At 46.0% G+C, this 17,725-nt stretch carries 17 protein-coding genes; 8 read left to right on the top strand and 9 right to left on the bottom strand.

Annotated features, from left to right (window positions below):
- Nucleotides 1-427 precede the first annotated feature (427 nt).
- Nucleotides 428-2,206, top strand: coding sequence for a C1 family peptidase (locus ACXACS_RS02215; RefSeq protein ID WP_474803528.1), 1,779 nt, complete (start codon nucleotides 428-430; stop codon nucleotides 2,204-2,206).
- Between the two features lie 144 nt (nucleotides 2,207-2,350).
- Here ACXACS_RS02215 and ACXACS_RS02210 read toward each other — a convergent pair whose 3' ends face one another.
- From ACXACS_RS02210 to bioH, 3 genes are all read right to left on the bottom strand, one after another.
- Nucleotides 2,351-3,301, bottom strand: a complete 951-nt coding sequence (locus ACXACS_RS02210) for a putative metalloprotease CJM1_0395 family protein (RefSeq protein ID WP_474803525.1) — start codon at nucleotides 3,299-3,301, stop codon at nucleotides 2,351-2,353.
- 14 nt (nucleotides 3,302-3,315) lie between these two features.
- Nucleotides 3,316-3,633 carry a hypothetical protein gene (locus ACXACS_RS02205; protein ID WP_474803522.1) on the bottom strand — a complete coding sequence of 106 codons (318 nt, stop codon included), beginning with the start codon at nucleotides 3,631-3,633 and terminating at the stop codon, nucleotides 3,316-3,318.
- Nucleotides 3,634-3,808: 175 nt separating this feature from the next.
- Nucleotides 3,809-4,618 carry a pimeloyl-ACP methyl ester esterase BioH gene (bioH, locus tag ACXACS_RS02200; protein WP_474803520.1) on the bottom strand — a complete coding sequence of 270 codons (810 nt, stop codon included), beginning with the start codon at nucleotides 4,616-4,618 and terminating at the stop codon, nucleotides 3,809-3,811.
- 98 nt (nucleotides 4,619-4,716) lie between these two features.
- On the opposite strand from bioH, the gene ACXACS_RS02195 reads away from it, so the two are divergent.
- Entirely contained in the window at nucleotides 4,717-5,430 is a 714-nt protein-coding gene (locus ACXACS_RS02195; RefSeq protein WP_474803518.1) for a ComF family protein, read from the top strand.
- Nucleotides 5,431-5,497: 67 nt separating this feature from the next.
- Here ACXACS_RS02195 and ACXACS_RS02190 read toward each other — a convergent pair whose 3' ends face one another.
- Nucleotides 5,498-8,155 (bottom strand): M14 family zinc carboxypeptidase, encoded by a 2,658-nt coding sequence (locus ACXACS_RS02190; RefSeq protein WP_474803516.1) that lies wholly within the window; start codon nucleotides 8,153-8,155, stop codon nucleotides 5,498-5,500.
- 161 nt (nucleotides 8,156-8,316) lie between these two features.
- On the opposite strand from ACXACS_RS02190, the gene nfuA reads away from it, so the two are divergent.
- The 5 genes from nfuA (at nucleotide 8,317) to ACXACS_RS02165 (ending at nucleotide 11,544) form a co-directional block, all read left to right on the top strand.
- Complete coding sequence (nfuA, locus tag ACXACS_RS02185; RefSeq protein ID WP_474803514.1) at nucleotides 8,317-8,895, top strand: Fe-S biogenesis protein NfuA; 579 nt, start codon at nucleotides 8,317-8,319, stop codon at nucleotides 8,893-8,895.
- 45 nt (nucleotides 8,896-8,940) lie between these two features.
- The gene (locus ACXACS_RS02180) at nucleotides 8,941-9,171 is read left to right on the top strand and encodes a hypothetical protein (RefSeq protein WP_474803512.1); all 231 of its coding nucleotides are present in this window, start codon (nucleotides 8,941-8,943) and stop codon (nucleotides 9,169-9,171) included.
- Nucleotides 9,172-9,382: 211 nt separating this feature from the next.
- The gene (locus ACXACS_RS02175) at nucleotides 9,383-10,078 is read left to right on the top strand and encodes an aspartate/glutamate racemase family protein (protein WP_474809188.1); all 696 of its coding nucleotides are present in this window, start codon (nucleotides 9,383-9,385) and stop codon (nucleotides 10,076-10,078) included.
- Between the two features lie 74 nt (nucleotides 10,079-10,152).
- Nucleotides 10,153-10,536: a VOC family protein gene (locus ACXACS_RS02170; RefSeq protein WP_474803510.1), complete on the top strand. Its 384-nt coding sequence runs from the start codon at nucleotides 10,153-10,155 to the stop codon at nucleotides 10,534-10,536.
- A 273-nt stretch (nucleotides 10,537-10,809) separates the two neighbouring features.
- Entirely contained in the window at nucleotides 10,810-11,544 is a 735-nt protein-coding gene (locus ACXACS_RS02165) for a class I SAM-dependent DNA methyltransferase (RefSeq protein ID WP_474803508.1), read from the top strand.
- 96 nt (nucleotides 11,545-11,640) lie between these two features.
- Here the strand turns inward: ACXACS_RS02165 and ACXACS_RS02160 are convergent, their stop codons facing one another.
- Complete coding sequence (locus ACXACS_RS02160) at nucleotides 11,641-12,987, bottom strand: MATE family efflux transporter (RefSeq protein WP_474803506.1); 1,347 nt, start codon at nucleotides 12,985-12,987, stop codon at nucleotides 11,641-11,643.
- Nucleotides 12,988-13,109: 122 nt separating this feature from the next.
- Here ACXACS_RS02160 and ACXACS_RS02155 point away from each other — a divergent pair, with 122 nt between their 5' ends.
- Complete coding sequence (locus ACXACS_RS02155; RefSeq protein WP_474803504.1) at nucleotides 13,110-14,270, top strand: polysaccharide deacetylase family protein; 1,161 nt, start codon at nucleotides 13,110-13,112, stop codon at nucleotides 14,268-14,270.
- Nucleotides 14,271-14,362: 92 nt separating this feature from the next.
- On the opposite strand, the gene ACXACS_RS02150 is transcribed toward ACXACS_RS02155, so the two are convergent.
- The 4 genes from ACXACS_RS02150 to ACXACS_RS02135 are packed head-to-tail and all read right to left on the bottom strand — an operon-like array spanning nucleotide 14,363 to nucleotide 17,720.
- Nucleotides 14,363-14,950 carry a GNAT family N-acetyltransferase gene (locus tag ACXACS_RS02150; protein ID WP_474803502.1) on the bottom strand — a complete coding sequence of 196 codons (588 nt, stop codon included), beginning with the start codon at nucleotides 14,948-14,950 and terminating at the stop codon, nucleotides 14,363-14,365.
- A gap of 1 nt (nucleotide 14,951) precedes the next feature.
- Nucleotides 14,952-15,596 (bottom strand): SCO family protein, encoded by a 645-nt coding sequence (locus tag ACXACS_RS02145; RefSeq protein WP_474803500.1) that lies wholly within the window; start codon nucleotides 15,594-15,596, stop codon nucleotides 14,952-14,954.
- Nucleotides 15,593-16,510: a heme o synthase gene (gene cyoE / locus ACXACS_RS02140; RefSeq protein ID WP_474803497.1), complete on the bottom strand. Its 918-nt coding sequence runs from the start codon at nucleotides 16,508-16,510 to the stop codon at nucleotides 15,593-15,595. The genes ACXACS_RS02145 and cyoE overlap by 4 nt, the downstream gene beginning before the upstream one ends.
- Nucleotides 16,503-17,720, bottom strand: coding sequence for a COX15/CtaA family protein (locus ACXACS_RS02135; protein ID WP_474803494.1), 1,218 nt, complete (start codon nucleotides 17,718-17,720; stop codon nucleotides 16,503-16,505). The genes cyoE and ACXACS_RS02135 overlap by 8 nt, the downstream gene beginning before the upstream one ends.
- Nucleotides 17,721-17,725: the final 5 nt, after the last annotated feature.

Below are 17,725 nucleotides of genomic sequence, written 5' to 3'. Positions count from 1 at the left end.
GATTCACAACAATTTAATGTTGCTTATAGTGGGCCTGTCATTGACAGGCCCTTTTTTATCACCTTTCATTTAGCCTGTCGTTTTTTTCTACATTATTTTGTGGCACATTAGTTTGTAGTGCATAGAAATTCTATATGCCTAAATACTCTTTAGCCAAGAGCACCAAAATAGAGAATACCGAAGCAATAAAAAGGTGTGGGTCACCCCGAAACCGAATTTCGTATATTGGTAGCGTTTAGCAGGGCCGTTGACATGCTTTTAGTGCCTTAACGTTTAACGAAGGTAATGTAGCTCATTTGACCTCAGCCTTTTTCTAGGCAGTACTTTCGGACGACCATAATGAGTTAACGGCTACCGACCTTTGATGTACGCACGTTTCATTTAGCTGTACAGCAAAGATCAACTGCCCTCATCAGAGGATGATGCTATGAACTTACCTGTTTCAAAAAGTATGCTGAATGTCAGCGCAGACTACCCCGACCTTCGGGATCGCTACTACCAACCCAACCTTACGCCGCTTAAACCTTTTATCGACCCGCCGGGTAACTTGGGTATCTTAGATCAAGGCAAAGACGGCGCTTGTACAGGCTTTGCCTTGGCCGCCACCATAAATTTTATCTATCGCCAGCAAGGCCGAAAACATACCGTGAGCCCATGGATGCTTTATGCCATGGCAAAGCGTCACGATGAATGGTTGGGTGAAGCTTATGATGGCTCTAGCTGCCGCGGCGCTATTAAAGGCTGGTATAACAGCGGAGTTTGCAGCGACTCACTGACGCAAAATATCAATCACAGCAACGAATTTGAAATGACCCTCGCCATAGCTGATAACGCCAGTAATCATAGGCTCGGCGCATACTACCGGCTTGAACGGGAAATTAGCGATTTTCATGCTGCACTTAATGAAGTGGGTGTAATCTTTGTTTCTGCGAGAATTCATGAAGGCTGGAAAGACGCCGCGGGCGACGCGATAAACTTAAGACCTGAACCCATGGGAGGTCATGCGTTCGCCATTGTTGGCTACAATGATGAAGGCTTTTGGATTCAGAACTCGTGGGGTACGGATTGGAAAAAATCAGGGCTAGCGCTTTGGCGATACGATGACTGGGCGTTGAATGTTATGGATGCCTGGGTGGTACAACTTGCTCTTCCCATTTCAGGTACGGGTACCTACCATCAAGCTACGCGATCTATCGCACAAGGGCTGTTCTCTCGCTCTACGCCACGAGTAAGTATTCAAGATCACTTCGTTCATTTTGATGACGGGCACTTTGATACAAGAAGTAAATATTGGAGCAATAAAAACCACGTCGATGCCATTATTGAAAAGCTTTTCGACAGTAATCATGAACATGTAATGCTGTACGCGCACGGAGGCTTGAATAGCATTAAAGCCTCGGCTAGACGCATTGCCGCCATGAAAGACACCTTTCTTAAAAATGATGTGTACCCCATTCACTTCATGTATGACACAGGCATGCTTGAAGAGCTAAAAGATATTTTAGGCTTTAAGAATGAAGAAATTAGCACCAAAGTTGGGGCTTTTACCGACTACACTGACCGCATTTTAGAATGGGCGACACGTAAAGTGGGCGGCGCACTGTGGCGTGAAATGAAATCAGACGCTTGCACGCCTTTTACCCGCACCACGTCCGATGGCACCTACTTTTTAACAAAGTTAGCCGACTATTTGAAAAACAACCCAAGGATACAGCTGCACGTTGTGGGTCATTCGGCAGGCTCTATTTTTCATGCACACAGTCTATCAAGGTTATTCAAAGTTGATGAAAATTTAAAAGTAAAAAGCCTGCATTTAATGGCCCCAGCCATTAGCTATTCTCTATTCGACGAAAAGCTTTCGGAGTTTATAGAGGGAGAACATATCCAGTCGACTACGATTTATAACTTATCTGAAGCGTTAGAAAAAGATGATCACGTGGCGCGTATTTACCAAAAATCGCTGCTTTATTTAGTATCAAATGCATTTGAGCCTAAACCTGAGATGCCATTATTAGGTATGGCCGTGTTTAATCAGCCGCTGTCTAACGTAACGTTTAAATACAGCGAAGGAAAAGAAGGTGATGCGACGGCAGCTACATCCCACGGTGGATTTGATAGCGACGTAGATACCATGAACTCGGTGCTATCAGATATCACTGGTGGCTCACCTAAATATCCGTTTACGAAGGCAATATTGGATTATTAACGCTTGCTGATGTGAAGAAACTTTTGCATAAATAAAAGTGCCGTTCTTGCGATTTAGCTCGCAGTTTTTTGGGCTAGATCGTGATTTATTCTGTAAGCTAAATTGTTGGTGTAATGTGAAGCAGCCAGCGCTAACTTGACGCTATTATGCTTGAAGAGATATACCTTCTCTAGACGGTGTGTAAGCCTGCAAATAAGCGTTTTGAATACGGCCTATTCTTGTCTGCATGGCGTCAGGCGCATTTGCTTCTAAACCCTGTGAAGATACAGGTTTTGCGGGGTTAGACGCTACATCCAACACTTCGTCTGCCGCAGCTCCTATACTTGGGCCAGTTTTAATTTCAGACTCAGTGATAGTTTCAATACCTGAGACTGTATCGACACTATCGGTTGGAGTCTGCTCTGTAATAGATTCCGCTGTTGGTGGGTTACCAGCTTGCGCTTTAGCAATCTCACTTCGCGCCTCTGTCGCTTTTTGAGATGCCTCTGCGGCTACTTTTAAGTCTTGCGAGGAAGGCTCAGCTGGCGCGAGCGCTGCGGCGCGCACCTGTTCCATTTTTTGCAGCGTTTCTTCTGGCGTTTTTTCTTCCGAAACATCGATAGACACTTCGCCATCGGTAACATAGCGCTTATTATCTGGGCCTGTAGTGTATTCATATCGCGGTGCACCAGCGTACTGCCCACCTGTTGCTGCATGCGCCTGCTCGTGAACTCTTACTTCCTGATCACGGGCTTTTAGCTGTTCAATTTCCGAAGCTTCTTGCTTCTCTTGTTGCTGTTGCTGCCTGTCTTTCGCGTCTTGCTTGCCAGCACTCTCGTCCTGCGCATTGTCTTTTTCTTGCCCAAACACGTTTTGGAAAGCGGCTTGAAGCTCGGTTTGTATTTGAGGACGTTCGTAGGTGACAGGAGCTGGCGGCTGACCCGGGCTTTTAGCCTTATCAGTTTCAGAACCTAAACCTTTTTGAGAAGCACCTTGCTGGGAATCTGACGCTTGAGGAATAGTTTCCCGCTGCACGTTATCTCTACGGGCAGATTCTGTATTTACATTCGCCGTGGGATAAGCAATGGCGTTAAGGATTGGCGTTACTATATTCACCGTACCAGCTCCACTTAAGCCAATACGTCAATGATAGTGCCAAGCATCTCGTCGGCCACCCCTAAAACTTTGGCGGAAGCTTGGGCATTACGCTCGTTTACATTAAGCGCAATTAAGTCGTCGGTTAAACGGGTAGTGCTAGAAGCTGAGTTAGAAGAAGCGTTATTTGTTTCGCTGCTAGCCACTGTAGGTTGAGCGGGTGCAATAGCATCTTCAGCTGTGCGCTGAGCAATATTTGCCGCTGCCTGCGATACGCCATCGCTTGCACTTTGTAATCCATATTGAGCCGCTGCAAATGCAGAGCCTACACCTAAACCATCAACACTTGTCATACACTACCTCTAACCTCTCATGTGTAATTATTGACCAATTTCACACAAATGGAAAGACGTGTATCAGGCACTGACATTAACTTATTGTTAGCTGGCGACTTTTATTTGGCTGTAACGAAAGAAAAAGCTTCAAACCACCAATTTAGATAGGTTTGAAGCCTGTTGAGGCGTTAGTTCAAGACGCTTTCTGTTGGTAAATACCTGCTGCAAAACGAAATAGAATATCGGCGGTTTGCTGAGGATGAGAAATGAACGGGGCGTGAGAAGCGTGTGGCAGCACCACCGTATCCGCCTGCGGATGCAGTTCGCAAATTCGGTCTATACCGCTTGTAGGCACCAAACTGTCTAACCTGCCATACAATCGTAATGTAGGCGTAGTTATTCGCCCTACATCTTGTCGCATGTCCTCTGTAGAGAGTATTCGTAGCCCTTTTTTAAGCGCTTCCTCTGCAGGTTCTGGAAACTGTGTAACCTGCTCTCTAATTGACTTAATATCTTGCTTAGCCGTTTCACTGCCCATAGCCTGAATTGCCAAAAATCGTTCCAGTGTTTTTTGGTAATTCTTCTCCAGCTGCGTTTCAAACATAGTAAGTAAGTCACCCGCAATGCCCGGCCAGCATGGTCCGGCTATAAAACGAGGCGTTGAAGCAATGGTAACCAGTCCTGTGAGCTTTTCTGGTGCTAATAATGCGAGCTTTTGGGCTACTAATCCCCCTAATGACCACCCGACCAAGACACACTGCTCTGGCAGTTTATCTACAACAGCTTGGGCAAGTGATTCTGCATTGTAAGGTGAGGGCACGATTCCCGCGTTTTCGCCAAACCCAGGAAGGTCAATGGTAGTAACGCGAAAATTATCACTAAGATATGGAATAAAGGATGTGAACGCCCCGCTGTTCATACCCCACCCATGAAGAAATACTACATCTACGCCTGTACCCTGAGTACGGGTGACAAGCTCGCCATTTGTATGCAAAATTTCCATTTACACCTCCTTAGGCAGAAACGTGTTTTTGAGAAAACACGAAATGATGAAAATAGGTCGACGTTCGACAATTCAAGGAAGTTGATGGAATCAACACTATGAACCTTTCATGCTTGCTATGTTATCAGGCAAGTCCTACGCCAGTATGTCACTGGTGTGAAGATGACATGTTTTTTTTCGAAGCCTCATTACATGGGAGTAACCTACTTCAATACAGCCCTGTGGCAGGCCACGTCAAGCATAGCCATTATGACGCACTATCCGTGCTGGGGCTTCACACATGGCCCATGTCATCGCTGGTTCACCAGTTAAAGTTTACGCATTCACTGACGGCAGGAAAAGTATTAAGTAACTGGTTTGTCCATAAAAAGCGACAGTGCACTCTATCAGTGCCAGATGTACTGCTTCCGGTTCCAATTAGTGCATGGCGGCTTGCAAAGCGGCACTACAACCAAGCTACGCTTTTGTGTGACAGCTTTAGCTGCGAACTAGATATACCCATTAATCAAGCGTGGGCTAGCCGCAAAGGCTTTAGTGTGCAGCATCACTTATCAAAGCTAGCCAGAGCAGAGAACGCAAACCGTGTATTTAGTCTATCGAAACAGTGTATCGATGACGAAATAGCGGCAGCGCAATGTGATAAAGAAGGCAGCGATTTCACCGTTGCGATTGTAGATGACGTGCTCACCACAGGCGTGACAGTGAACACACTAAGTAAAAGACTTAAACAGCGCTACCCCAAAATTCAAATACAAGTTTGGGCGGCGGCATTCACGCCGCCTCCCAAAAGCAGCTTATTTCAAAGGGGATGATGCTCGAAGAAGAATACGAAAAGATGCGCTTTTATGGCGCGGCATTCACCGCGCCTTATAAACTGATTTAGCGGATAAAGTGCGACTGGTAAATTGCATTGGCCAGCATTTTGTTCGTGCCGTACCAGTAGCCTCTAAACTGCGTGTTGTCGGTAAAACCAATGACAACTCCACGCCCCATCTTCTGAGTCGTCACCGCAGTTGATTCAGCCATTAGCGCAAGCATTCTTTTATCACTAAACCCTGCCACAAGGGGCTCGTCGGTGTAGCGTGCTGGCGTGACGAACGGCGAACTACTTGCTTCCACGATCATATTGTTCGTTTTAAACATAGGTAGCGTTTCATCGCTATAGCCATAAAAAAGCGGATGCGTATTATCAATATCGGCTTCAAATACAGCACCTGCCACAAGCTTTTTAGCATAGAGCGAGGAACCATCTTCGTAGCTTAAGTCGCTTTCATCAAAAGCATTATCTATGGTCTCTCTACTGACAACCTCCGCATCTAGCCACTTGTGTTTAGTAAAGTAACGCAGTGCAGATTTTTGGCCTACAATCACGCCACCGGCTTTCACCCAGTCTTCAATTCTCGCTCTGTCATTGTCTGTAAAGCGATAGCGACCGCTTGGAAATAGAATGTGAGTGTATGAGGTGCTAGGGTCATCAAGCGCACCTAATAGGTGTTGTTGATCTACAATACTTGCAGACAAGCCGACTTTTGTATCGAAGTAGTGCCACATTTCTCCCACTTCGTATTCACTCGTCCCTTCACCCCCTACAATTAATACCTGCGGTAAGCCAACTGGTGCCATACTCCGGCTACCTAAATCATTACCTGTCGGCGTTAACCCACTACGCAAGCTAAACACAGGTACCTGAAGTTGCTGTTGCGCTTCACGCAAAATGGACGCTAAGTTTTCAGGCTGTCCCAAACCTTTAGGCACCACGACACTACCAGGCTGAAGGTCAACATTTTTGCCATCGTATTTAATAGCGGAAAACGCTTTTTCACTACTGCGCACTTTCACACCGGCTTCCAGCAAGGTTTGAAGCATGGCAGGCGCATAGTAATGCAGCCATGAAAACGCATAGGCATAAGCGTCTTCATGAATATCATTAAGTGCTATTTGTGCCAAAGAAGTACTGTCACTTAGCGTAAGGCTTCGCACATCGCCTTTGTCTAAGGGCGCGTAGTCCAAGTTAAACGCCAACGCTAGATTCCACGTTGAAACATCATAAAAGGTGTTATTTTCAAATGATGTTTGCGTAGAAAAAATTGACTTTACTAGACGGTATTGGGGTTGGCCTGTAGGAACAAATATCGCCTTTCCAGCTTCGTAACTAACCTCGTTTACGTCAAAGTTCTTTGTAAGCACTTCATATTCAATGTGATGCTGCTCAAGTAATGCGATAAACGCATTAAAACGAGCGGTATCATTCGATGCACTTACCACGAATCCAGCCTGTGCATCTTGCTTAGCTAAAGACTGCGTACTCTTCACAAAGCCCGATTGGTAATCAAGTATTGCAGCCTTATTTGCCAATGCGCCCCTAAAGGTACTGAGAGACGTGGTAATTTGGTTCGCGATGGTGTCTTTGAAAGCAAGCTTGCCGTTTATAGAGTCTTGAAGGTGTCCTCGTGAACTGGCCTGTTCAAACAGAATACCCACGCTACCGTGTAAATCCGGGTAGGTAGACCCTTTACCAGCGTAGAAATCGTCGAATGCTTCTTCGGTGAAATACAGCTCGCCTTGTTCATCAAATGCAGCCGCGTGATAATTCGCAAGCGCTTCGGTTAAGGTGACGTTCTCGTCTGGCGTTAAAGGGTTTTTGCGAGAGCGTACGCCGGGCTGAAAGAAATAGGTACTGTCTGTGCCCATTTCATGAAAATCGGTCAGAATATGTGGCCGCCATTTGTGAAACTGTTTAATACGCGCCTGCGACTCAGGATGCGCCAGCAATAGCCAGTCACGATTTAAATCGAACCAGTAGTGATTTGTTCTGCCCGACGGCCACCCCTCGTCATGTTCACGGTGGCGGCTGTCAGAAACTAACTGCTTACCTTTGTGCATATTCGCCCACTGAGCAAAACGAGAAAGTCCATCGGGGTTGAAAGATGGATCAAACAGCACAATATTGTTGTTCAACAAGGCATCAATTTCTTCACCTTCAGCGGCGGCTAAGTAATAAGCCAGCGCTAGCGAAGCATTGGTACCGGAAGGCTCGTTACCGTGAATACTGTAGCCCATGTAAAAAATCAAAGGAGCGCCGCCACCTACTTTTTTGCCACTTTCCATGGCATCAATGTGCTGCTGCCTCATGGCTTCAATGTTGTTTCTATTTGACGGCGCAGTGATAGTCATCAGTAAAAGCGGGCGATTTTCGTGGGTACGGCCAGTTTCCTCGATGGTAATGCGGTCAGATTTCTCGGCAAGCAGCTGCATATAATTTACGACTTGGTCGTGACGTACGTGCCACTCACCAATGTTGGCGCCAAGTACAGACTCAGGCGTAGGAATAGCTGGGTTGTAGGATACTGTATCAGGTAAGTATGCGGTAACTGGCTGCCCGCCGGTATCAGGGGTAATAGTAACCACTGATGATAGGGCTGGCTGTGCCAGGGCTTGCTGGCTGGTTGTCGCGCCAAGGGCGATAGTGCCAAGCGCCAACAATAAAGCGAGTGATAATGGGTTCTTTTTGGCGGAGTTTTTTAGTTTCGCTAACATAGCGCTTCCCGTCTTGTTGTTATGGTTGAGAGTAATAGCGGTGTACGTCGCTCTCAACAAATTCGATTCACTGGAATAATTTATTTAATTAATACCTGACTGTTTTACTCAGGTAAATTTGATACAATAATCTAAATTTTCAAAATATGTAGGACTTGCTGATGATAACTATATCAGAAGAAGCCCAGGCTCACTTCGTAAAACTGTTGAGTAAACAAGAGTCTGGCACGAATATTCGTGTATTCGTCGTAAACCCAGGCACCTCGTCAGCTGAGTGTGGCGTGTCCTATTGTCCGCCAGATGCTGTGGAAGAGACGGATACTCGCCTTCCGTTTAACGGTTTTGATGCCGTGGTGGACGAAGAAAGTGCGCCGTACCTTGATGAAGCGGAGATTGACTATGTTACCGATCAAATGGGGTCTCAATTAACGCTTAAAGCGCCAAATGCTAAAGCCCGTAAAGTGGCTGACGATGCCCCTTTGGTTGAGCGGATCAACTATATGATCGAATCAGAAATCAACCCACAGCTTGCTAGCCACGGGGGTAATGTTGTACTTACCGAGTTAACTGATGATGGCTACGCTATTCTTCAATTCGGCGGTGGCTGTAATGGCTGCTCAATGGTAGACGTTACGCTTAAAGAAGGTATAGAGAAGCAAATGATTGAACAGTTTGCTGGCGAGCTTAAAGGCGTGCGTGATGCAACTGAACACCAAGCTGGTGAGCACTCTTACTACTAAGCGCAATACTGTGCTTGTTTAGGTGCACATTACAATGCTGCCCTTATGCTGACGCAAGATCCACTCAAGAGCTGGCAACGATTCAAAATAGGCTTATCTATTTTCGTTGTCGGCGTCTTGATGTTGTTTACCCTTAGCGAACTTCATGTTGCGCTGCGTTACCTAAGCCTTTTAGTGCTATTTCTTGGCTTTGCTATTGCCATGTTAGGTTACTGGGGCATTTTCATTCAGCGTTTCTCGTTCATCAAAAATAAGAAGCGGCCGCCTAAGTTCTAACAATTGAGCTTATCTATTTAATTTAAGCCACTTTACCGCGTTAAAGTATTCACAACGCGCCAACGTCTCTCCCTACACTTAGCTAGTTATATCGCTGTTATATTTCTGTTCATAATGTTTTCCTTCTTCCAGCCACTAGTCGCGACTTCATTTTATCGGTAGATTGAAGGTAGTACTAAATACCTAAAAAAGGTGAACTGTGGAAAATACTATTAAAAAGCTAGGCTTGCTCGGCGGCATGAGCTGGGAATCAACGGTAAGTTATTACCAAGCAATAAACCGTGACGTTAATACACGACTTGGCGGCCTTCACAGTGCACCGCTAATAATAAGCAGCGTCGATTTCGCTCACATAGAACAGCTTCAACATAAGGGTGAATGGGATAAAACCGCCGATATACTTATCCGCGAGGCAAAGCATTTAGAAGTTGCTGGTGCAAAAGCCGTATTAATTTGTACCAATACCATGCACAAAGTCGCGGCTGACATAGAGCAAAATATTAGTATCCCTCTTATTCACATTGCCGATGCCACGGGTCGTGTGCTGCAGAAAAATTCAGTTAAGAAAGTTGGGCTGCTAGGCACCCGCTTCACCATGGAGCAAACCTTTTATACATCCCGTCTTGAAGAGGCTTTTGGTATTGAAGTTGTTATTCCAAATGCGCAACAACGAGATACAGTCCATAACATTATTTATGAACAATTATGCAAGGGCGTGATTTGTGTTGATTCTCGTGAGGCGTATATTGAAGTAATAAACGCGCTTGCGGCCGAGGGTGCTGAAGGCATTATTTTAGGCTGCACAGAAATTGCGTTATTAGTGCAACAACAACATACCAAGGTTAGGTTATACGACACTACCGCTATCCATGCTAAAGCCGCGGTAGACTTCGCTTTAGGGCAATAAATACACTAAGGCAGAGCACGAGTAACCTAATTTGATAAAAGGGGGTTACCCCTACTATTTCAGAGGACACAACTATGTTTAGCCACGTTATGTTAGGCGCAAACGACCTTGAGGCGTCGAAGAAATTTTATGACGCTATTTTAGGTGTATTGGGTTACGAACCCGGCGTTTTTGATGAATATGGACGCGTGTTTTACTACACGCCCAAAGGTATTTTAGCCCTAACCAAGCCAATTAATGGCGAGGCAGCGACACACGGCAATGGCACTACACTTGGCCTTGCGGCACGCACACCCGAGGTTGTAGATGAGTGGCATAAGGTAGGAAGCGAAAATGGGGGCGTTCCGTGTGAAGACCCACCAGGCATTCGGGGAAATAGCGAACGCCAATTATACCTTGCTTACCTGAGAGACCCGTCAGGTAACAAACTCTGTGCCACGCATATCGTAAAAAAATAGCTGAAGCTAGCCTGCTTAGGTGCCTACGCCTTTTTGCAGGCTATTCGCTTTTAGATGTCTATTTGGCCCAAAGCGCTTTTAGTAATAGCGCTTTGGGTATGCCTATTTAAGTCTACATATAAGCCCTAGCCAAACGAAAACGCAAAGGCGTTAGTGTCAGGCCGCTCCATGCCTCAAACGGGTTTCGCTTTTTCTCTTCCTTGTACTTTGACTATACATTGCTGCTAAATGAATTAATCTTGAACCAGTATAAGCTCGGCTAACAGAGGGAATATGACACCTGAAGAAACCGGCAAGGCCTACGACACCATTACTCACCTTTGGACTCGCCCTGAATTTAATCAGAAAAATGGCATGACGGCCTATCAAAAAGCCCTGTCATTTTTGCCGGACATCCCATCACAAGAGCCCGATACAGTGCCAAGCGAAGCGCCTAACAAAAGAGAAGCGCCTAACAAAAGAGAAGCACTAAATAAAGGAGACGAGAGCAATCAAGTCAAACCAAAAAAAAGAGGTTACGCGCTAGACATAGGTTGTGGATGCACAAACCGCTTTGTTCCCATTATCGAAAGCGCAGGGTTAACGTACGAAGGTATTGATGTATCCGAAGAAATGCTCGCCATTGCGACAACTCAATTACCCGCTCATACCTTCTATCGCGCCGACGTGTGTACATTCACTATGCCCAAGCACTATTCGTTTATAAGCGCTTGGGATAGCTTTTGGCATATTCCTCTAACGCAGCAAGAGCCTTTGCTTAAGAAGCTAGTGAACCACTTAGACGATGACGGCGTGTTACTTTTTAGCTGCGGTGGCACGGATGAAAGTGGTCAACATACAAACGAAGTGATGGGCCCAGAAGTCTACTACGCCTCGCTAGGGCTACATAGATACTTGGAAATATTGATGGAAGCGGGCGGATTTATTCGCCACGTTGAGTTTGATCAGCACCCTGAGCTACACACTATTATCATTGTGCAAAAAAGAGCCGCGCAAAAAACTCAGTAGCAAAAATAAAGCGGGATAATGCACTAAGAAGGCTGAAAGAAGTAGCGTGCTAGGCACGCCCTCCTAAAATAAGGTCAGCGATACGCTCTAAAAACGCTAGTTTTGCGATGTAGCTAGTTCACCGCGTTTATCTAAACGATAAAAGCTCCACGCCAGTGTCACGCCTCGAGCAAGTAAAAAGGCGAGTAGGGCGTACCACAGGCTAACATTACCTTGGTCTTGCGTGAGATACCAAACAGGGAAATATACACCTAAAGCACTTATTATCATGGTATTTCTCATGGCGCTGGCTCGAGTGAGACCAACAAACACGCCGTCGTACAAAAAACACCAATGCGCTAATAAAGGAAGTAATACCATTAGGCCAAGATAAGGTAGCGCAGCATCTACAATGTCACTATGCTCCGTAAGCAACGTAATAATAGCCTCACCGCCAGCGAAAAATATCAAGCTATAAATAAGGGCAAAAATACTCGACCAGACTAACCCTTGGCAGGTGCGTCGTTTCACTTCGCTGCTGTCAGACGCCCCTTTGGCTTCACCGACCAGCGCTTCCACGCCATACGCAATACCATCAAGCCCCAATGCAATTAGAACAAAAAACTGCATGAGTATAGCATTGACGGCCGCCGACGTTTCACCGTAACGGGCCCCTTGAATAGTGAGGAACGCTAGGCAGCCTTGCAGTGCCAGATTCCGTAGTAACATGTCACCGTTTAACTTCATTAGCACCTTACGGGCCGCACGGTTAAACCAAGACGCACTTACCGCTACACTGCCCACGTGTTTAAATGCCACCATTAACGCCATTATAGCCATGGTGTATTCAGCGATAACACTGGCCAGCGCTACACCAGCCACGGACAAACCAAGACCGAACACAAACGCCACATCGAGTGCCGCATTTAATAAATTTCCCACTATTTGAATAGCCATGACGCTGCGCGTTTTTTGCTGCCCGACAAGCCATCCAACCAATGCCAAGTTCAGCATAGCCGCTGGCGCACCCCATACCCGCGTCGAAAAATAGTGTTGAAGGTGAAGGGCGACGTCACTGTTTGGCTGAGTTAGAGCTAAGCCTATAGACAAAATGGGAGATTGAAGAGCAAGTACCGATGCCCCCAATACCAAGGCAACAGCCACCGTTTGCCACAACACTTTTGCTGACTCTAACGTGTTATTCGGCGAACCTTTAGCTTGTGCACTTAAGCCCGTTGAAGACATGCGAAGAAATCCGCACACCCAGTATATTTGCGTTAGAATTAGTGCGCCTACCGATGCTCCCGCAAGCATTGCAGGTAAAGACATATGCCCCAAAACTGCGGTATCAACCAAGCCCAATAGGGGCGTGGTAATATTTGCTAAGATCATGGGAAGCGCTAACGCCAACAGACGGGAATGGTCGTCAAAAAAAGAGCGCTGAGTTACTTGGGTACGGGGCATAAATGATCTCAGTAGGGGTTAATTTCGCTATATACTATCAACCTAGGCAACAGCATAAGTAAAAGCGTACCTGCGCGACCAAATATAAAATTGGCCCAATTTGCGTAATTTTGAAGTTTACCATGCTATTGAATTTGTTCAGGCACTCAGTGGATGATGATATGAAAACCAACAATGTAATTCAAAATAGAATGATGATTCGCTCGCGTTTGAAGATCTTTTCTTTAACGTTGTTGGGGCTCTTCAATATGTTGCTGGCCTCGCCTAGCTTCGCTTCAGATTCTAGTACGAGTGCCACGCCTAACGCAGCCATTTTGCTTTACCACCATGTGTCGTCTTCAACACCGGCTAGTACCAGTATTTCGCCTGAAGCCTTTAGATCGCACATGGAATACTTGGACAAACACCACACAGTTGTTTCGCTACAGGACGTTGTTGAAGCAATACAACACAATAAAACACTGCCCGAAAAAGCAGTGGCTATCACGTTTGACGATGGTTACGCGAATATCTTACACAATGCTCATCCTATTCTGGCTGACCTTGGCTTTCCATACACAGTGTTTATCAATCCCGATGAAATTGGCGTAGGCCCGAAGCAGCTAACCTGGGAGCAAGTAATTGCCATGCACAACAACGGCGTTACTTTTGCCAACCATACGCTAGATCACCTTCATATGCTAAACGGTGAGCAAGCGATGGGGGAGCGCGCATGGCTGGAAAAAGTGTGGGAAAACGTAGAAAGTGCTGAAAAGAAGATAGAAGACAAGCTAAATATAAGCCTTAAATATCTAGCGTACCCGTTTGGCGAGTACAACACCGCGCTTACTAATAAGCTCAAAACTGAAGGTTATGTTGGATTTGGACAGCACTCTGGGGCTGTAGGCCCATCTAGCGACATGCAAGCCCTTCCACGGTTTCCAGCTGCAGGTCCTTACGCAAATTTGGCAACGCTCAAGACCAAGCTTAATAGCCTTGCTATGCCAGTAACGCACAGTTCACATGAAAACCCTCGCATGACGACACGAACCTTGTCTTCACCCATAAGCTTGACTATAGACAGTGACGATGTGCGTCTTACTCAGGTTAATTGTTTTTTTGGGGGCGATACCATCGAGACAGACCTTGAAGGTAAGGTGCTTTCGTTCACCTTAGATAAGACGCTCCCGGTAGGCCGCTCACGGGTGAACTGTACAGCACCATCCAATACTCAAGCTGGTCGCTATTATTGGTACTCAACGCCCTTCTTTGTGGCGGATGAAAATGGCAATTATCCTGACTAAGTAAATTAAAAATTTTGACTTGGAATTAGCCTGATGTGGGGCTCGCGCGAGTTCGCGTCAATGAACTCGCGCTTACATAAGGAAACGTTTACCTAAACTGGACGAGCAAAGCGGATAAAGCCTTTATTAATAGACTCTTCCACGAAGTCATGGTGTTGATAAAAACGGATAGCCGACACGTTCGATACTTCAACATCGAGCACAAGCTTACGTTTCTTGAGTTTTTCCGCTCGCACCTGCATAGCATCCATCAGCATAGAGCCCACCCCGGTTCGTCGGGCGCTTTCTTCAACGGAAAGGTGTCCAATCATTAGTTCAGTATTGGTGGGGGGCGTAAGGTTTACCGCTACTGTTTGGTTACGCATGAGTACTGTCATAGCTTCATCAAGCGTAAAGTATGACGTAATGCTGTCTAGGGTTGCTCTATCAAATGCGGCACCCAGTTTGCTATGCCAAGCAGTTACCACACCTAGCACTTCATCACCACTGCATGCCACCCAATGATTGTTGAAGCCATACTGACCGCCGCCTAGTTCCCAAGCATGAGCAAGGTAGCCATCGGCTGTTTTATTCTTATTATGTCCAAAAATAGACGTTAATAATGACTGCGCCGCGTTCAATATGAGCGGCGTAGTTTGCGCGGCATCAGATGCCACACCTTGCCTAATTTCTATTTCCATACTACTGCTTCGAGGTAATTATCGGCATATCTGCCAATATTTGCTGAGAATCACTTATCGATAGCTTTCCTGGCTCTCTTTTTGGTTTGAATCTTCCTATCACCCTGGCTTCAGGGTCGACAAGTACAACAGATGCACTGTGATCAACTAAATAGTTGGGGTTATCGGTACTTTCAGCAATAGCATACATCATCCCTAAATTACGTACGAACGGGAATAGCGCTTTGTGCTCTCCGGTAACGGCGATGAACTCCTCATTAAAATAGCTCACATACTCTGAAAGTCTTTCTATTGAATCGCGATTCGGATCAACGGATACAAATACAACTCGAATTGGTTCGACAGTATTTAATGCCTTTAGTTCAGAGTATATTTCGTTTAACTCGGCCATGGTCGTGGGGCAAATATCTGGGCAAAATGTATAGCCCACAAATACTAAGCTCCATTGGCCTTTGAGCGAGGAATTATCGAATACGTCACCTTCATGTGACGTTAGTGTGAAAGGTGATAATGCTCTTGGCTCAGGGTAGGTTTGAAAGTATTCAGGCTGACTTTCAACACTTGGAGGCGCGATATAAAGCGCCCCGACAATGCCCGCACACAACGCTAAAAATGCTACAAGGCCGACAATAGTTCGTTGGTTCATAAACTCAATGGAATGTAGTGATCTAAGAGTAATACTACAAACAATACCATGAGATGAATAATAGAGAACCTAAAAGTTTTCATTGCTGTTTGAGGCTGTGCATCAAATTTTAGCTTTAAAGCATAATATAAAAATCCAATGTTAAGCATGCTTGAGCCAATTAAATAAATGAGGTCACTCATACCTGTAAGGTAGGGAAGCAGGCACACAAGTCCTAGCAACACTGTATATAACAATACTGAAGTTTTCGTAAAAGACACACCATGGGTTACTGGCAGCATAGGCACCTTCGCTTTGGCATAGTCTTTTTCTCTATGAATGGCGAGGGCCCAAAAATGGGGTGGGGTCCAAGTAAAGATAATCAGGACCAAAAGTAGTGCATGTGCATGTATTTCACCGGTTACTGCCGTCCAGCCTAAAAGTGGCGGCGCGGCACCCGCCAAACCGCCAATCACGATATTTTGCGGTGTCGCTCGCTTTAAGTACATAGTGTAGATAAACGCGTAGCCCACTAAACTTGCTAGGGTTAACCACGCGGTTAACATATTTACAAATAAGGCCAACACCACGAATCCTACCACACCTAAGATACCGGCAAACCACAGCGCGTTGTTTATACTGACTTTGCCTTTCGCGACAGGCCGATTAAACGTACGTGCCATGACGCTGTCTATTTTATGGTCGACAACGTGATTAATAACGGCAGCAGACGCAGACAACATACCAATACCCAATAAGCCGCAGATGAGCACAGTTGCGTTTACCCAAGTAGGCGTAGCTAAGCACATTCCCACTAACGCGGTTAACAGCAACAACATGACGACATTAGGCTTAGTCATTTCATAGTAATCTCGCCACGTGACTACATTGTGCTTGCGTGAAGTACGCGCATGTAAAGAGACCGATTTAGCCATGGAAACCTCCTGGAGCTTTAGGGAGAATATGAGAAGACGTTGACGCGTTAAATGGGCCCTGCAAAGGCGCTTCATGTATGCTAAATGCACCTGCCCCCTGCAGTGGTTTCGAGCCTGAGAATGAGTCTGTTCTTCGTTTTTCTGTACCAAAGACGTTATCGTTTTCTAGTGCCAGAAATACGGTAAAAATGAGGTTGAGTAGGGAAAGAAGTAACACGGCTGCTACTGCGTTATGCATTACAGCGACAGCCAATGGCAGCATAAAGATAATGTTGCTAAGCCCTAATGCCACCTGCGTACACAAGGCTACCAACATAAACGCGCTCACATATTTTTGTTTACTTGAGGTATGGCGGCTTACCAACACACTGATACCCAGTGCTAGCAAGTATAAAAACGTAATGACCGCACCGAACCTATGCACTATGTGCATAGTGACTCGCTCGCCGTAATCGTGAGCACCGAATTCATAGTTGTCTGCATCAGGCACACTGAATGCGCCTGCCAAATCAATTCGTTCCTGCCAACCGCTTTCACAAACCGGCATTTCCGTACAAGCTAAGGCCGCATAATTTGCCGAAGTCCACCCTCCCAGAGCAATCTGCGTAACAAGTACGCCGAGTCCAATAAAGGCGAAAAATTTGAGGTTTCGCTGAAAGGCTCTAGCTTTAGGTAAGTCGACAATGCCCTGAACATGCATAGCTGACGCTATGGGCGCTTGTTTAGTTTTCGGTGCACCGCCTGCGGTATTGCGCAAGCGAAGATAGAGAATAAATAGGCAGGATATTACGGAGAAGCCTCCTAACAAATGCCCCATTACAACAACGGGAAGCAGGTTGAGCGTCACTGTCCACATACCAAGTGCAGCCTGGAAGATAATAAGCCCCAGCAGTAACAGTGGTAATTTAACGGGCGTGCCTTTGTCGCGCTGCCGAACAGCAATAATGGCAATAGCCAGTACACATAGCCCTAACGTTCCTGCAAAGTAGCGGTGAATCATCTCATTCCACGCCTTAAATGCTTCTACCGGACGCTCAGGGTAGGCGGCGTTTGCCTGTGCTACCTTTTCTTCACTTAAGGGGACGGTTAAGTTTCCGTAACACCCAGGCCAATCCGGGCAGCCTAATCCGGCATCGGTCAAACGGGTATAGGCACCTAAAATGATAACAACAGCAGCTAAAAATATACTGAATAGGGTTAACTTTTTCATGGCGT

Source organism: Alteromonas sp. AWM4_230, from assembly GCF_056158305.1.
Note: the sequence above shows the minus strand (reverse complement) of the source record. Positions and strands in the feature narration are given on the sequence as shown.

Excerpts from the sequence above, each read along its gene's own strand:
- ACXACS_RS02135 (WP_474803494.1), bottom strand. The coding sequence starts at position 17,720 with ATGAAAAAGTTAACCCTATTCAGTATATTTTTAGCTGCTGTTGTTATC.
- ACXACS_RS02165 (WP_474803508.1), top strand. The coding sequence starts at position 10,810 with ATGACACCTGAAGAAACCGGCAAGGCCTACGACACCATTACTCACCTT.
- ACXACS_RS02170 (WP_474803510.1), top strand. The coding sequence starts at position 10,153 with ATGTTTAGCCACGTTATGTTAGGCGCAAACGACCTTGAGGCGTCGAAG.
- bioH (WP_474803520.1), bottom strand. The coding sequence starts at position 4,618 with ATGGAAATTTTGCATACAAATGGCGAGCTTGTCACCCGTACTCAGGGT.
- ACXACS_RS02215 (WP_474803528.1), top strand. The coding sequence starts at position 428 with ATGAACTTACCTGTTTCAAAAAGTATGCTGAATGTCAGCGCAGACTAC.
- ACXACS_RS02180 (WP_474803512.1), top strand. The coding sequence starts at position 8,941 with ATGCTGACGCAAGATCCACTCAAGAGCTGGCAACGATTCAAAATAGGC.
- ACXACS_RS02160 (WP_474803506.1), bottom strand. The coding sequence starts at position 12,987 with ATGCCCCGTACCCAAGTAACTCAGCGCTCTTTTTTTGACGACCATTCC.
- cyoE (WP_474803497.1), bottom strand. The coding sequence starts at position 16,510 with ATGGCTAAATCGGTCTCTTTACATGCGCGTACTTCACGCAAGCACAAT.
- ACXACS_RS02150 (WP_474803502.1), bottom strand. The coding sequence starts at position 14,950 with ATGGAAATAGAAATTAGGCAAGGTGTGGCATCTGATGCCGCGCAAACT.
- ACXACS_RS02205 (WP_474803522.1), bottom strand. The coding sequence starts at position 3,633 with ATGACAAGTGTTGATGGTTTAGGTGTAGGCTCTGCATTTGCAGCGGCT.
- ACXACS_RS02190 (WP_474803516.1), bottom strand. The coding sequence starts at position 8,155 with ATGTTAGCGAAACTAAAAAACTCCGCCAAAAAGAACCCATTATCACTC.
- ACXACS_RS02145 (WP_474803500.1), bottom strand. The coding sequence starts at position 15,596 with ATGAACCAACGAACTATTGTCGGCCTTGTAGCATTTTTAGCGTTGTGT.
- ACXACS_RS02155 (WP_474803504.1), top strand. The coding sequence starts at position 13,110 with ATGCTATTGAATTTGTTCAGGCACTCAGTGGATGATGATATGAAAACC.
- nfuA (WP_474803514.1), top strand. The coding sequence starts at position 8,317 with ATGATAACTATATCAGAAGAAGCCCAGGCTCACTTCGTAAAACTGTTG.
- ACXACS_RS02195 (WP_474803518.1), top strand. The coding sequence starts at position 4,717 with ATGAACCTTTCATGCTTGCTATGTTATCAGGCAAGTCCTACGCCAGTA.